Below are 14,336 nucleotides of genomic sequence, written 5' to 3' on the forward strand. Positions count from 1 at the left end.
GACTCAACCCTTGAGGGAGTTGAGATCTTCCGCATTGATGCTGGTCTTGTTGCGGAACAGAAGCACCAGGATCGCCAGACCGATGGCCGACTCGGCCGCTGCCACTGTCAGGATGAAGAACACGAACACCTGTCCGTGCATGTCACCCAGATAGCTGGAGAAGGCCACGAAGTTCATGTTGACGGCCAGGAGCATCAGCTCGATGGCCATCAGCAGCACGATCAGGTTCTTGCGGTTCAGAAAAATGCCAACGACGGAGAGCGCGAACAGCATGGCGCCCAGCGTCAAGTAATGGCCCAAAGTCAGCGTCATGCTTTTGTCTCCACGGCGGGGGTTGCCTCGGCGGCCGGTGCCTGCGGCGCCTGGGTGACCGGCACCTTGACCAGCTCGAGGCGATCCTTTGCGCGCACGCGGATCTGCTGGGCCGGGTTCACTGCCTTGCTGTCCTTGCGCTTGCGCAGGGTCAGGGCGATGGCGGCGATCATGGCCACCAGCAGGATCACGGCAGCGATCTCGACGGGGTACAGGTATTCGGTGTACAGCAGCTTGCCCAGGGCCTGGGTGTTGGAGTACTGCACGGTCTGGCCGGCAGCGTTGACCGTGGCCGCAATGGCCTTGGGCTCCTCGACACCGCTGAAGCCGCCCATCAGCACCATGCCCATTTCAAAGGCGATCAGTGCGCCGATCAGGGCAGCGAAGGGGAAATGCTTCCAGAAGCCCTGGCGCACGGCGTCGATGCGGATGTCCAGCATCATCACCACGAACAGGAACAGCACCATCACGGCGCCCAGGTAGACCAGCACCAGGGTCACGCCCAGGAACTCGGCCTTGAGCAAAAGCCAGATGCCGGCAGCCTGCGAGAAGGCCAGGATCAGGTTGAGCACGGCGTGCACGGGGTTGCGCGCCGTGACGACCCGGAAGGCTGCAAACAGCAGCACGACCGAGAACAGATAGAAGAAACCAGTTTTGGCGTCCATGGATCGAATCTTTTCAAGTGATCAAGGAGCCGCTTCAGCGGTACTTGGCGTCCGCAGCCTTGGCGGCGGCAATCTCGGGTTCGTAGCGATCGCCAACGGCCAGCAGCATGTCCTTGGTGAAGTACAGGTCGCCGCGCTTTTCTCCGTGGTATTCGAAGATATGCGTCTCGACGATGGAATCCACCGGGCAGCTTTCCTCGCAGAAGCCGCAGAAGATGCACTTGGTCAGGTCGATGTCGTAGCGCGTGGTGCGGCGCGAGCCGTCGTCACGCACATCGGACTCGATGGTGATGGCCATGGCCGGGCAGACCGCTTCGCACAGCTTGCAGGCGATGCAGCGCTCTTCGCCGTTGTCATAACGGCGCAGGGCGTGCAGTCCGCGAAAACGCGGCGACAGAGGTGTCTTTTCTTCGGGGAACTGCACCGTGACCTTGCGGCGGAAGGTGTAGCGGCCAGTCAGGGCCATGCCCTTGGCCAGTTCCCAGAGCATGAAGCTCTTGAAGAAATCTTTGATCGAAAATGGGGTAGCAGCAACCGCAGACATTCTTGCTCCGCTCAGTTCCAGATGTTCCAAGGCGAGTGCATCCAGCCACCCACGATGACCAGCCACACCAGGGTGACGGGAATGAAGATCTTCCAGCCCAGACGCATGATCTGGTCATAGCGAAAGCGCGGGAAGGTGGCACGGATCCAGATGAACATGGACACGACCAGGAAAGTCTTCGCCGCCAGCCAGATCCATCCGGGGATGAACGACAGGAAGTCGAACGGAGGCAGCCAGCCGCCCAGGAACATGATCACGGCCAGGATGGACACCAGCCACATGCTGGCGTACTCGGCCAGGAAGAAGATGGCAAAGCCCATGCCCGAGTACTCGACCATGTGGCCGGCCACGATTTCGGCTTCGCCTTCGACCACGTCGAAGGGGTGGCGGTTGGTCTCGGCCACGGCCGAGATCAGGTACACCACGAAGATCGGCAGCAGCGGCAGCCAGTTCCACGACAGGACGCTGGCACCCATGCTGGCGAACTGGCCCTGGCCCTGGCTCAGCACGATCTGCGTCAGATTCATGCTGCCCGTGACCATGATCACCACCAGGAAGCAGAAGCCCAGCGCGATCTCGTAGCTGACCATCTGCGCCGAGGCGCGCAGCGCGCCCAGGAAGGCGTACTTGGAGTTGGAGGCCCAGCCGGCAATGATCACGCCATAGACTTCAATGGACGTGATGGCCATGATCAGCAGCAGGCCGGCGTTGACGTTGGCCAGCGCCACTTCGGGGCCGAAGGGGATCGCCACCCATGCCGCCAGGGCGGGCATGATGGCCATCACGGGACCCACGTAGAACAGGCCCTTGGCGGCGGCCGTGGGCTGGATCAGTTCCTTGGTCAGCAGCTTCAGGCCGTCGGCCAGGGGCTGCAGCAGGCCGAAGGGACCCACGCGGTTGGGACCCATGCGAACCTGCATGAAGCCCAGCAGCTTGCGCTCCCACAGCGTCAGGTAGGCCACGGCGCCCATCAGCGGGGCGACGATGGCGACGATGCCCAGCAGGATCCAGAGCACGGGCCAGGCCACGTCGGTCCACCAGGGGGCGGCGATCAGGCCGGCACCGGCCGTCTTGAGTGCGTCAATCATGCGGCGCCTCCCTCACGAGCCTGACGTGCATCTGCCGTCAGTTGCAGCGACGTCGCGCGGCGCACGATGCTGTCGAGCTGATAAATGCTGGCCACCACGGGCGCGGCATGGCCGGCGCCGTTGGCGATGGAATTCACGGCAGGCGCGCCATTACCCAGCAGGTTGGCCGGCACGCTGGTGGCGCCGGCGGTGGCGGCTGCGAGCACGTCCTGCGACGTCTCGTAGTCCACGCCCTGCACGCCCAGCAGGTTGGCCAGAACGCGCAGCACCTTCCAGCCCGGACGGGCTTCGGCCAGCGGCTTGACCACGGCATGGAAGCTTTGCAAGCGGCCTTCGGCGTTGACGAAGCTGCCCGAGGTTTCCGTGAACGGGGCGATGGGCAGCAGCACGTCGCTGAATTCCATGTTGGCCTTGAACGGGCTCAGGGTCACGACCATCTCGGCCTTGCCCAGTGCCTCTGCGGCGCGGGCGCCGGCAGCGGAGTCGAACACGGGTTCGTTGTTCAGCAGCAGCACGGCCTTGAGGCCGCCGGCCAGCATCTGGCCTGCGTTCAGGCCCGAAGCGGCAGGCTGTGCGCCCACCCACTGCGCGCCCACCGTGTTGGCGGCTTCGGTCAGGTAGCCGACCGAGGCGCCGGTCTGCTCGGCAATCCAGTTGGCCAGCGACAGCAGGGTCGATGCCTGTGCGTGGTGCGCAGCGGCATTGCCCAGCAAGATGGCCTTGCGCTCGCCGCGCAGCAGCGCGGTGGCAATGGCCTGGGCCTCGGCATGCACGTTGGCGGCGGCCACGGGAGCGGCAACACCTTTTTCCTGCGCCACGGCGGCGGCCACATCGGCCAGCGCCTGGGCCCAGTCCGGGGCTGCCACGATGGACGCCGTCACCGGCATGGCCCAGTCGTAGACACGCTCATTGATGGCGAGCACGGTGCAGCCCTGCTTGGCCGCCTGGCGGATGCGCTGCGCGAAAAGCGGATGGTCCTTGCGCAGGTTGGAGCCGAGCACCAGGACGCCTTGCAGCTTGGAAAGCGAGGCGATGGGCGTGCCCAGCCACTGCACGCCCTGGGCGGCGGTGAACTCGGCGTTGCGCAGGCGATGGTCGATGTTCTCGCTGCCCAGGCCGCGCACCAGCTTGCCTGCCAGGAACAGCTCTTCCAGCGTGCTGTGCGGGCTGACCAGCGCGCCGATGGCGGAGGCGCCATGGTCGTTCTTGATCTGGCGCAGGCCATTGGCCACGTATTCGAGGGCCGTCTGCCAGTCGACTTCCTTCCACTCACCGCCCTGCTTGAGCATGGGGCGGGTCAGGCGTTCGTCACTGTTCAGGGCTTCGTAGGAGAAGCGGTCGCGGTCGGCGATCCAGCACTCGTTGACCTCTTCGTTCTCGAAGGGCACGACGCGCAGGACCTTGTGGTTCTTGACCTGGACGATGAGGTTGGCACCCGTGGAATCATGGGGCGAGACCGACTTGCGGCGCGACAGCTCCCAGGTGCGGGCGCTGTAGCGGAAGGGCTTGCTGGTCAGCGCGCCCACGGGGCAGATGTCGATCATGTTGCCCGACAGCTCGGAGTCCACCGTATCGCCCACCACCGTGGTGATCTCGGAGTGCTCGCCGCGGTTGATCATGCCCAGCTCCATCACGCCGGACACTTCCTGTCCGAAGCGCACGCAGCGGGTGCAGTGGATGCAGCGGCTCATCTCCTGCATGGAGATCAGCGGGCCCACGTCCTTGTGGAAGACCACGCGCTTTTCTTCCTCGTAGCGCGAGGCGGAGCTGCCGTAGCCCACGGCCAGATCCTGCAGCTGGCATTCGCCGCCCTGGTCGCAGATCGGGCAGTCCAGCGGGTGATTGATGAGCAGGAACTCCATCACCGATTGCTGTGCCTTGATCGCCTTCTCGCTCTTGGTGCGCACGATCATGCCCTGCGTCACGGGCGTGGCGCAGGCGGGCATGGGCTTGGGGGCCTTTTCCACGTCCACCAGGCACATGCGGCAGTTGGCGGCGATGGAAAGTTTCTTGTGGTAGCAGAAATGCGGGATGTAGGTGCCTGCCTTCTCGGCTGCATGCATGACCATGCAGCCCTCGGCGACCTCCACCTTCTTTCCGTCCAGTTCAATTTCAACCATATGCTTTTCTCGCGATCAGGCGGCGTGGACCGTCTGCTTGGAAGCGTTCTGGATCTTCGCTTCAAACTCGTGGCGGAAGTGCTTGATCATGGCGCGCACCGGCATCGCTGCCGCATCGCCCAGCGCACAGATCGTGCGCCCCATGATGTTCACGGACACCGAGTCCAACAGCTCGATGTCTTCAGGACGGCCTTCGCCGTGCTCGATTCGGTTGACCACGCGCCACAGCCAGCCCGTGCCTTCGCGGCAGGGAGTGCACTGGCCGCAGGACTCGTGCTGGTAGAAGTAGGACAGGCGCAGCAGGCTCTCGACCATGTCGCGCGAGTCGTCCATCACGATCACGGCGCCCGAGCCCAGCATGGAGCCGGCCTTGGCGATGGAGTCGTAGTCCATCGTGCATTCCATGATGATGTCGGCCGGCAGCACGGGCGAGGACGATCCGCCGGGGATCACGGCCTTGAGCTTGCGGCCCGTACGCACGCCACCGGCCAGCTCCAGCAGCTTGCTGAAGGGCGTGCCCAGCGGCACTTCGTAGTTGCCGGGCAGGTTGACGTCGCCGCTGACCGAGAAGATCTTGGTACCGCCATTGTTGGGCTTGCCGCACTCCAGGTACGCAGCACCGCCGTTGCGGATGATCCAGGGAACGGCCGCAAAGGTTTCGGTGTTGTTGATGGTGGTGGGCTTGCCGTACAGGCCGAAGCTGGCCGGGAACGGCGGCTTGAAGCGCGGCTGGCCCTTCTTGCCTTCCAGCGACTCCAGCAGCGCAGTCTCTTCGCCGCAGATGTAGGCGCCGAAGCCATGGTGCGCGTGCAGCTGGAAGCTGAAGCTGCTGCCCATGATGTTGTCGCCCAGGTAGCCGGCAGCGCGGGCTTCCTCCAGCGCGGCCTCGAAGCGCTCATAGGCCTCGAAGATTTCGCCGTGGATGTAGTTGTAGCCCAGGGAGATGCCCATCGCGTAGGCCGCGATGATCATGCCCTCGATCACGATGTGGGGGTTGTGCACCAGGATGTCCCGGTCCTTGCAGGTGCCCGGCTCGCCTTCGTCAGAGTTGCACACCAGGTGCTTCTGGCCCGGGAACTGGCGGGGCATGAAGCTCCACTTCAGGCCCGTGGGGAAACCTGCACCGCCGCGGCCGCGCAGTCCCGACTCCTTGACGGTGGCGATCACCTGATCCTGCGTCAGGCCTTCGCTGCCGTCCTTGCCCAGGATCTTGCGCAGCGCCTGGTAGCCGCCGCGTGCCTCGTAGTCCTTGATGGACCAGTTGGCGCCGGTCAGATCGGCATAGATCTGGGGATTGATGTGGCGGTCGTGGAAGCAGGTCTCGCTGCCCGAGGCGGCAAACCTGGCCAGGACCGATTGTGCGGCGGCGTTCATGCCTTGCCCTCCGCGGCGCGCAGGCCGTCGATCAGTTCGTCGAGCTTTTCGTTGCTCATGAAGCTGCACATGCAGCGGTCGTTCACCAGCATCACCGGCGAATCCGCGCAGGCACCCAGGCACTCGGACTGCTGCAGCGTGAACATGCCGTCGGGCGTGGTCTCGCCCATCTTGATGCCCAGGCGGGATTCCAGATGGTGCAGCGCCTTGTAGCCGTCGCGCAGCTGGCAGGGCAGGTTGGTGCAGACGTTCAGCTTGAACTTGCCCACCGGCCGCTGGTTGTACATGTTGTAGAACGTGGTGACTTCGTGCACCGCGATCTCGGCCATGCCCAGGAACTCGGCGATCACGGCCTCGCTCTCGGGACTGACCCAGCCCTGCTCCTGCTGCACGATGGACAGGCAGGCCATCACGGCCGACTGCTTCTGGTCGGCCGGGTACTTGGCCACCTCGCGCGCAAAGCGCTCCTTGGTCGCTTCGGTAATCATCGGTCAACGTCTCCAAACACGATGTCCAGGGTACTCAGCACCATCACGGCGTCGGCCAGCATGTGGCCTCGGCACAGTTCGTCCATGGCGGACAGATTGGCGAATCCCGGCGGACGGATCTTCAGGCGGTAGGGCTTGTTCGCCCCGTCGCTCACGATGTAGATGCCGAACTCCCCCTTGGGGTGTTCGATGGCCGCGTAAGCCTCGCCTTCGGGCACGCGGAAACCTTCGGTGAAGAGCTTGAAGTGGTGGATCAGCTCTTCCATGTTGGACTTCATGCCTTCGCGCGGCGGCGGGGCGATCTTGTGGTTGTCCACGATCACCGGGCCCGGGTTGGCACGCAGCCAGTCCACGCACTGCTTGATGATGCGGTTGGACTGGCGCATTTCGGCCACGCGCACCAGGTAGCGGTCGTAGCAGTCGCCGGTCTTGCCCACGGGCACGTCGAAGTCCATGCGGTCATAGACCTCGTAGGGCTGCGACTTGCGCATGTCCCAGGCCACGCCGGAGGCACGCAGCATGGGGCCGGTCAGGCCCAGGTTCATGGCACGCTCGGCCGTCACCACGCCGATGTCCACGTTGCGCTGCTTCCAGATGCGGTTGTCGGTCAGCAGGGTCTCGTACTCGTCGGCGCACTTGGGGAAGCGCTGCGTGAAGTCGTCGATGAAGTCCAGCAGCGAGCCCTGGCGGTTGCGGTTCATGACCTCGACCGAGCGCGCATTGCGCACCTTGCTGGCCTTGTACTGCGGCATGGTGTCGGGCAGGTCGCGGTAGACGCCGCCCGGACGGAAATAGGCCGCGTGCATGCGCGCGCCGGAGACCGCCTCGTACATGTCCATGAGGTCTTCGCGCTCACGGAAGGTATAGATCAGCGTCGTGGAGCTGCCTGCATCGTTGCCGCTGGAGCCCAGCCACATCAGGTGATTCATGATGCGGGTGATCTCCGAATACATCACGCGGATGTACTGGGCGCGAATGGGCACTTCGATGCCCAGCAGCTTCTCGATGGCCAGGCAGTAGGCGTGCTCGTTGCACATCATGGACACGTAGTCCAGCCGGTCCATATAGGGCAGCGACTGGATGTAGGTCTTGCTCTCTGCCAGTTTTTCCGTCGCGCGGTGCAGCAGACCGATGTGCGGGTCTGCACGCTGCACCACTTCACCGTCGAGCTCCAGCACCAGGCGCAGCACGCCGTGCGCTGCCGGGTGCTGCGGACCAAAGTTCAGGGAATAGTTCTTGATTTCAGCCATGGTCGTCCATCAAAAAGGCGCCTGCAGCGCCTTCAGTGCAGGCCCCCGTAGTTGTCTTCGCGGATGATCCGCGGCGTGATCTCGCGGGGCTCGATGGTGACCGGCTGGTACACCACGCGCTGCTGTTCGGGGTCATAGCGCATCTCCACATGGCCCGACAGCGGGAAGTCCTTGCGGAAGGGATGGCCGATGAAGCCGTAGTCGGTCAGGATGCGGCGCAGGTCGTCATGGCCATCGAAGACGATGCCGAACAGGTCGAACGCCTCGCGCTCGAACCAGTTGGCGCCGGCCCAGATGGGAGTGACCGAAGCCACCACCGGAAAATCGTCGTCGGTACAGAAGACGCGAACGCGCAGGCGCTGGTTCAGGCTGATCGACAGCAGGTGGGACACCACGGCAAAGCGCGGCCCTTCGCGGCCGACTTCCGCATAGGTGGAATAGTCCACGCCACATAGGTCCACCAGAACCTCGAACCGGCAATCCGGGGCGCTGTGCAGAACCTGCATGGCCTCCAGATAGTTGGCAGCGGACACTTCGACCGTCACCTCGCCCAGGGCCACGGTCACGCTGCGCGCCTTGTCGCCCAAGGCAGCAGCCACCACATCCCGAAGCACTTCGGGGTGAATCGCAATAGCAGTCATCATCTAGCCCTTAGACGCGAGCGATGGTATGGGTGCGGCGGATCTTCTGCTGCAGCTGGATGATGCCGTAGATCAGGGCTTCCGCCGTGGGGGGGCAGCCAGGCACATAGACATCGACCGGCACGATGCGGTCGCAGCCACGCACCACGGAATAGCTGTAGTGGTAGTAGCCGCCGCCATTGGCGCACGAGCCCATGGAGATGACCCAGCGGGGCTCGGACATCTGGTCATAGACCTTGCGCATGGCGGGCGCCATCTTGTTGCACAGGGTGCCGGCCACAATCATCAGGTCCGACTGGCGGGGGCTGGCACGGAAGACTTCCGAGCCAAAGCGGCCAATGTCGTAACGCGCCGCCGCAGCGTGCATCATCTCGACCGCGCAGCAGGCCAGACCAAATGTCATGGGCCACAGCGAGCCCGTCTTGGCCCAATTCACCACCGAGTCGTAACTCGTGGTGATGAAGCCTTCCTTCATCACGCCTTCGATCATCGTGTTTCCTTAGTGAACCCGCATCAGTCCCAGTCCAACGCACCCTTCTTCCATTCGTAGACAAAGCCCACGACGAGAACGGTCAGGAAAATCAGGACAGCGGCGAAACCAGCCCCACCCACGTCCCGAAGCGCAACGGCCCAGGGCAGCAGAAAGGCGATTTCCAAATCAAATAGGATGAACAGGATGGCGACGAGGTAGTAGCGCACATCGAATTTCATGCGCGCGTCTTCAAAGGCCTCGAAGCCACATTCGTAGGGAGAGTTCTTGGCGGCATCGGGCCGGTTCGGACCCAGCACATACCCCAGTACCAGGGGGACTACGCCGACACCCATGCCGACGAGAATGAACAAGAGAACGGGAAGATACTGGTCGATGTTCATCGTGTGCGGCTACCTTGAAAGGCATGCCCGCACCGATCAGCCTGATCAGCAGGGCAGGCTCTTAGTTATATCTTGGTGCCGTCGGCGAGACTCGAACTCGCACAGCTTTCGCCACTACCCCCTCAAGATAGCGTGTCTACCAATTTCACCACGACGGCTACGTCTCGATTTCGGCTGGCTCTTTATCTTCGTTGCAAAGATTCCGCCTACCGAACAATCTCTAGATTCTACTCTGAAAAACCCTCGGACCAGGAGGACCGAGGGCTTTGTTCGAAATTATTTCGTGGGGATCTGGGCCGCACCTTCAGCACCGGCAGCAGGCGCCTGACCTGCCGCAGGAGCAGGCACTTCGCCAGCAGCGCCAGGGACGGCGGGAGCCGGTGCCGTGATGGGGGCCGCGCCTTCCAGCACGCTGCCCGAGCTGACGGGGCGCGCATTGCTCAGATAGGCCAGCGCCAGCGTGGTCACGAAGAACACCGTGGCCAGGCCTGCCGTGGAGCGCGACAGAAAGTTCGCGCTGCCCGAGGCACCGAACAGGCTGCCGGAGCTGCCGCTGCCGAACGAGGCGCCCATGTCGGCGCCCTTTCCGTGCTGGATCAGGATCAGGCCGATCATGCCGAGTGCCGACAGCATCTGGACGGCGAGGATCACGCTTGCGAATGCATTCATTGGTTGTACCTGCTAGTAACGCGAGAGCTAAAAAAGCGAATGGAGAAACTGCTCCGGCTCACTGGGCCGCAGCGATGATGGTCAGGAAATCCGGCGCCTTGAGCGACGCCCCGCCCACAAGACCACCGTCAATGTCGGCCTGGGCCAGAAGCTGGGCTGCATTGGAGGCGTTCATGCTGCCGCCGTAGAGCAAGGGGATGCGGTCAGCCTGCCGGCTGGCAGCCGCCAGCTGGGCGCGCAGCACGGCATGCACCTGCTGCGCCTGCTCGGGTGTTGCGGTCCTGCCGGTGCCGATGGCCCAGACAGGCTCGTAGGCCACGACCAGCTCACTGATGCACTGCCCCACCTGATGGATCACGGCTGCCAGCTGGCGCTTGACGACTTCCTCGGTCTGCCCCGCCTCGCGCTCTGCCAGCGTTTCGCCCACACAGACGATGGGCGTGACGCCCTTGGCCAGCGCAGCCTGCGCCTTCAAGGCCACCACGGCATCGGTTTCACCATGGTATTGGCGACGCTCCGAGTGCCCCACCAAGGTGTAGCGCACGTCAAAATCCTGGAGCATGGCAGCCGAAAGCTCGCCCGTGTAGGCGCCCGAGTCATGCTGCGACACATCCTGCGCAGCCACGCCAATGGACGACCCTGCAAGCTCGGCCTGGGCCTGGGCCAGATAGGCGGCCGGCACAGCCACCACCACACCCGCATTTCCACCTTCGGGCAGCCCCTGCTTGAGGGCCTTGAGCAACACGGCATTGGCAGCCAGGCTGCCATTCATCTTCCAGTTGCCGACGATGAGTTTCTTCTTCATGGTTACCACGTCAAAACGATTTTGCCGGTGTGCTGACTCGACTCCATCAGCGCGTGCGCCTTGTCGGCATCAGCGGCAGCAAAGGTGCTGTGAATCACAGGGCGGATACCGCCTGCCTCGATGAGCGGCCAGACCTCGCGCCGCAGCGCCTGGGCGATGGCCGCCTTGAAGGCGACAGGACGCGGACGCAGCGTGGAGCCCGTCACCAGCAGGCGACGGCGCAGGACCAGGCCCGCATCGAACTCCGCCTTGATGCCGCCCTGCACCGCAATGATGACCAGACGGCCATCCTCGGCCAGGCTCTGCACTTCGCGCGCCACATAGCTGCCCGCCACCATGTCCAGGATCACGTCCACGCCCTTGCCGTCGGTGATGCGCTGCACCTCCGCGGCAAAGTCCTGGGTACGGTAGTTGATGGCATGGTCGGCGCCCAGCTTCAGGCAGTCGGCGCATTTGGCATCGGAGCCAGCCGTCACGATGACCGTGGCGCCACGCGCCTTGGCCAACTGGATGGCCGTCACGCCAATGCCGCTGCTGCCGCCCTGCACCAGCAGGGTTTCGCCCGCCTGCAAGGCGCCGCGATCGAACACATTGCTCCAGACGGTGAAGAAGGTTTCAGGCAATGCCGAAGCCTCCACCTCGCTGAGCCCCGCCGGGATGGGCAGGCACTGGGCCACTGGCGCAACGCAGTACTCCGCATAGCCACCACCGGCCAGCAGCGCGCACACGCGGTCGCCCACGCGCAGGCCTGCCAGCCGCATGGCGTCGTCGTCACCCGACACGATCACCCCGGCCACTTCCAGCCCGGGCAGATCCGAGGCACCGGGCGGCGGGGCGTAGTGCCCCTTGCGCTGCAACACATCAGGACGATTGACACCGCTGGCCGAGACCTGGATCAGCAACTCCTGCGCGCCGGCCACGGGCAGCGGACGCTCGCCCAGGCGCAAGACCTCGGGACCACCAAAGTCCGTGAGTTCCACGGCACGCATGATTTGCTTTTCCATTTTTCGACCTCGCAATCCCTGTCAAAAATGCCACAAGCGCTGAACAGGTCAGCGCTTTTTCCAGTCACCGCATGCACCTGCAAGGCCACCCCCCCTTTTTGGGGAACGGCCTTGCCGGGCATTACTGCTGCTGTTGCTGTTGCTGCTCGCCCTCGGCAGCCGGACGGCCGCCGTCACGGGGCTCGCGAGGTTCACGCGGCTCGCGGTACTCGCGTTGCTGGCGGGGCTCACGCGGCTGGCGGAACTCACGCTCGGCAGGCGCGGGGCGCTCGCTGCGCTCCATGCCGGCAGGACGCTCGGTCAACGCCTTCAGCGACAGCTTGACACGACCCTTTTCGTCGGTCTCCATGACCTTGACCTTGATGATCTGGCCTTCCTGCAGGTAGTCGGCGACGCGCTCCACGCGCTCGTGGGCAATCTGGCTGATGTGCAGCAGACCGTCCTTGCCGGGCAGCAGGTTCACGAGAGCACCGAAGTCCAGGATCTTGGTGACCGGGCCTTCGTAGATCTTGCCGATTTCGACTTCGGCCGTGATCTCTTCGATGCGGCGCTTGGCTTCGTCGGCCTTGGCGGCATCGCTGGAAGCGATGGTGATGGTGCCGTCTTCGCCGATGTCGATCTGCGTGCCGGTCTCTTCGGTCAGTGCACGGATGGTGGAGCCGCCCTTGCCGATCACGTCACGGATCTTCTCGGGGTTGATCTTCATCGTGTACAGCTTGGGAGCGAAGGACGAGATCTCGGCCTTGGCTTCACCCATGGCTTCCTGCATCTTGCCCAGGATGTGCATGCGCGCTTCCTTGGCCTGGGCCAGGGCGACCTGCATGATTTCCTTGGTGATGCCCTGGATCTTGATGTCCATCTGCAGCGCAGTGATGCCGCTGGTGGTGCCAGCCACCTTGAAGTCCATGTCGCCCAGATGATCTTCATCACCCAGGATGTCGGTCAGCACGGCGAAGCGGTTGTCTTCCTTGATCAGGCCCATGGCGATGCCGGCCACGTGGGCCTTCATCGGAACGCCCGCATCCATCATCGACAGGCAGCCGCCGCAGACCGAGGCCATGGACGAGGAGCCGTTGGACTCGGTGATTTCCGACACCACGCGGATGGTGTAGGGGAATTCTTCCTTGCTGGGCAGGCAGGCCGCCAGGGCGCGCTTGGCCAGACGGCCGTGGCCGATTTCGCGGCGCTTGGTCGAGCCCATGCGGCCCACTTCGCCGGTGGCAAAGGGAGGCATGTTGTAGTGGAACAGGAAGCGGTCCTCGAACTCGCCAGCCAGCGCGTCGATGCGTTGTGCATCGCGCTCGGTGCCCAGCGTGGACACGACCAGGGCCTGCGTCTCGCCGCGCGTGAACAGGGCCGAGCCGTGCGTGCGGGGCAGCACGGAGTTGCGGATTTCGATGGGACGCACGGTGCGCGTGTCGCGGCCGTCGATGCGCGGCTCGCCGGCCAGGATCTGGCTGCGAACGATGCGTGCCTCGATGTCGAACAGCATGCCTTCGACCTTGACGCCGTCGAACTCCACGCCCTGGGCCGTCAGGCCGGCCTTCACGGCGGCGTAGGCTTCGCGGCAGGCCTGCGTGCGGCTTTGCTTGTTGCGGATCTGGTAGGCCGCGCGCAGGGCTTCGTCACCCAGTGCGGCCACCTTGGCGATCAGCTCTTCATCCTTGGCGGGAGCGACCCAGTCCCAGACGGGCTTGCCGGCTTCGCGCACCAGTTCATGGATGGCGTCAATGGCGATGCGACCTTGCTCGTGGCCGAAGACCACGGCGCCCAGCATCACGTCTTCAGGCAGTTGCTGCGCCTCGGACTCCACCATCAGCACGGCAGCTTCAGTACCGGCCACGACCAGATCCATCTGCGAATCCTTGCGCTGGGTCTGGCCGGGGTTGAGCACGTACTCGCCATTGATGTAGCCCACGCGGGCTGCACCGATGGGCCCGTTGAACGGAATGCCCGACACGGACAGGGCGGCCGACGTGGCGATCAGGGCGGCGATGTCGGCATCGACTTCGGGGTTCAGCGACACGGTGTGGATGACCACATGCACGTCGTTGTAGAAGCCTTCGGGGAACAGCGGGCGGATCGGGCGGTCGATCAGGCGGCTGGTCAGGGTTTCGAGTTCGCTGGGCTTGGCTTCGCGCTTGAAGAAGCTGCCGGGGATCTTGCCTGCGGCGTAGGTCTTCTCGATGTAATCGACGGTCAGCGGGAAGAAGTCCTGGCCGGACTTGGCCTGCTTGGACGCCACCACGGTGGCCAGCACCACGGTGTCATCGATGTTGACCAGCACGGCGCCGGAAGCCTGGCGGGCGATCTCGCCGGTTTCCATGGTGACCGTGTGCTGGCCCCACTGGAAGGTCTTGGTGACTTTGTTGAAGATGGACATTGTTGCTCCTAGGGAATGTTGGCCAGATGCACTCATCCGGCCATGATGGAGAGCAATTCAGAACACGATGCCATTCCATTGCTGGATTTTTTGCTATCAAATCCGCAGCAATGGAATGAC

Annotated in this window: 15 protein-coding genes and 1 tRNA gene; all 16 read right to left on the reverse strand. The window is 63.9% G+C overall.

The features are described from left to right. Window positions 1-3: 3 nt before the first annotated feature. A complete protein-coding gene (gene nuoK / locus ACF8O7_RS10595) occupies window positions 4-312 on the reverse strand; it encodes an NADH-quinone oxidoreductase subunit NuoK (RefSeq protein ID WP_016447704.1) in 309 nt (102 codons plus the stop codon). Next, window positions 309-977, reverse strand: a complete 669-nt coding sequence (locus tag ACF8O7_RS10600) for an NADH-quinone oxidoreductase subunit J (RefSeq protein ID WP_012206970.1) — start codon at window positions 975-977, stop codon at window positions 309-311. The genes nuoK and ACF8O7_RS10600 overlap by 4 nt, the downstream gene beginning before the upstream one ends. 34 nt (window positions 978-1,011) lie before the next feature. Further along, window positions 1,012-1,521: an NADH-quinone oxidoreductase subunit NuoI gene (gene nuoI, locus ACF8O7_RS10605; RefSeq protein ID WP_016447705.1), complete on the reverse strand. Its 510-nt coding sequence runs from the start codon at window positions 1,519-1,521 to the stop codon at window positions 1,012-1,014. Window positions 1,522-1,532: 11 nt separating this feature from the next. Continuing rightward, window positions 1,533-2,609, reverse strand: coding sequence for an NADH-quinone oxidoreductase subunit NuoH (nuoH, locus tag ACF8O7_RS10610; RefSeq protein WP_016447706.1), 1,077 nt, complete (start codon window positions 2,607-2,609; stop codon window positions 1,533-1,535). Then, window positions 2,606-4,729: an NADH-quinone oxidoreductase subunit NuoG gene (gene nuoG, locus ACF8O7_RS10615; RefSeq protein WP_126310776.1), complete on the reverse strand. Its 2,124-nt coding sequence runs from the start codon at window positions 4,727-4,729 to the stop codon at window positions 2,606-2,608. The genes nuoH and nuoG overlap by 4 nt, the downstream gene beginning before the upstream one ends. A gap of 15 nt (window positions 4,730-4,744) precedes the next feature. Further along, a complete protein-coding gene (nuoF, locus tag ACF8O7_RS10620; RefSeq protein ID WP_016447708.1) occupies window positions 4,745-6,103 on the reverse strand; it encodes an NADH-quinone oxidoreductase subunit NuoF in 1,359 nt (452 codons plus the stop codon). Further along, window positions 6,100-6,591 (reverse strand): NADH-quinone oxidoreductase subunit NuoE, encoded by a 492-nt coding sequence (gene nuoE / locus ACF8O7_RS10625; protein ID WP_016447709.1) that lies wholly within the window; start codon window positions 6,589-6,591, stop codon window positions 6,100-6,102. Before nuoE ends, nuoF begins: the two co-directional genes overlap by 4 nt. Beyond that, window positions 6,588-7,841, reverse strand: coding sequence for an NADH-quinone oxidoreductase subunit D (locus ACF8O7_RS10630; protein ID WP_016447710.1), 1,254 nt, complete (start codon window positions 7,839-7,841; stop codon window positions 6,588-6,590). Before ACF8O7_RS10630 ends, nuoE begins: the two co-directional genes overlap by 4 nt. Window positions 7,842-7,873: 32 nt before the next feature. Further along, window positions 7,874-8,482, reverse strand: coding sequence for an NADH-quinone oxidoreductase subunit C (locus tag ACF8O7_RS10635; protein ID WP_026062051.1), 609 nt, complete (start codon window positions 8,480-8,482; stop codon window positions 7,874-7,876). Between the two features lie 10 nt (window positions 8,483-8,492). Beyond that, the gene (locus tag ACF8O7_RS10640) at window positions 8,493-8,972 is read right to left on the reverse strand and encodes an NADH-quinone oxidoreductase subunit B family protein (protein ID WP_012206978.1); all 480 of its coding nucleotides are present in this window, start codon (window positions 8,970-8,972) and stop codon (window positions 8,493-8,495) included. A gap of 23 nt (window positions 8,973-8,995) precedes the next feature. Next, on the reverse strand, window positions 8,996-9,355 hold the full coding sequence (locus tag ACF8O7_RS10645) for an NADH-quinone oxidoreductase subunit A (protein WP_012206979.1): 360 nt from the start codon (window positions 9,353-9,355) through the stop codon (window positions 8,996-8,998). Between the two features lie 73 nt (window positions 9,356-9,428). Further along, a tRNA-Leu gene (locus ACF8O7_RS10650) sits at window positions 9,429-9,513 on the reverse strand. A gap of 118 nt (window positions 9,514-9,631) precedes the next feature. Beyond that, a complete protein-coding gene (gene secG, locus ACF8O7_RS10655) occupies window positions 9,632-10,024 on the reverse strand; it encodes a preprotein translocase subunit SecG (protein ID WP_016447712.1) in 393 nt (130 codons plus the stop codon). Between the two features lie 58 nt (window positions 10,025-10,082). Next, window positions 10,083-10,829 (reverse strand): triose-phosphate isomerase, encoded by a 747-nt coding sequence (gene tpiA / locus ACF8O7_RS10660; protein ID WP_392443333.1) that lies wholly within the window; start codon window positions 10,827-10,829, stop codon window positions 10,083-10,085. A gap of 2 nt (window positions 10,830-10,831) precedes the next feature. After that, window positions 10,832-11,833, reverse strand: a complete 1,002-nt coding sequence (locus tag ACF8O7_RS10665) for an NAD(P)H-quinone oxidoreductase (RefSeq protein WP_016447714.1) — start codon at window positions 11,831-11,833, stop codon at window positions 10,832-10,834. A 121-nt stretch (window positions 11,834-11,954) separates the two neighbouring features. Continuing rightward, window positions 11,955-14,216 carry a polyribonucleotide nucleotidyltransferase gene (pnp, locus tag ACF8O7_RS10670; protein WP_016447715.1) on the reverse strand — a complete coding sequence of 754 codons (2,262 nt, stop codon included), beginning with the start codon at window positions 14,214-14,216 and terminating at the stop codon, window positions 11,955-11,957. Window positions 14,217-14,336 lie beyond the last annotated feature (120 nt).

It is taken from the genome of Delftia sp. WSY_16, from assembly GCF_043104415.1.
Lineage (GTDB): Bacteria > Pseudomonadota > Gammaproteobacteria > Burkholderiales > Burkholderiaceae_C > Comamonas > Comamonas tsuruhatensis.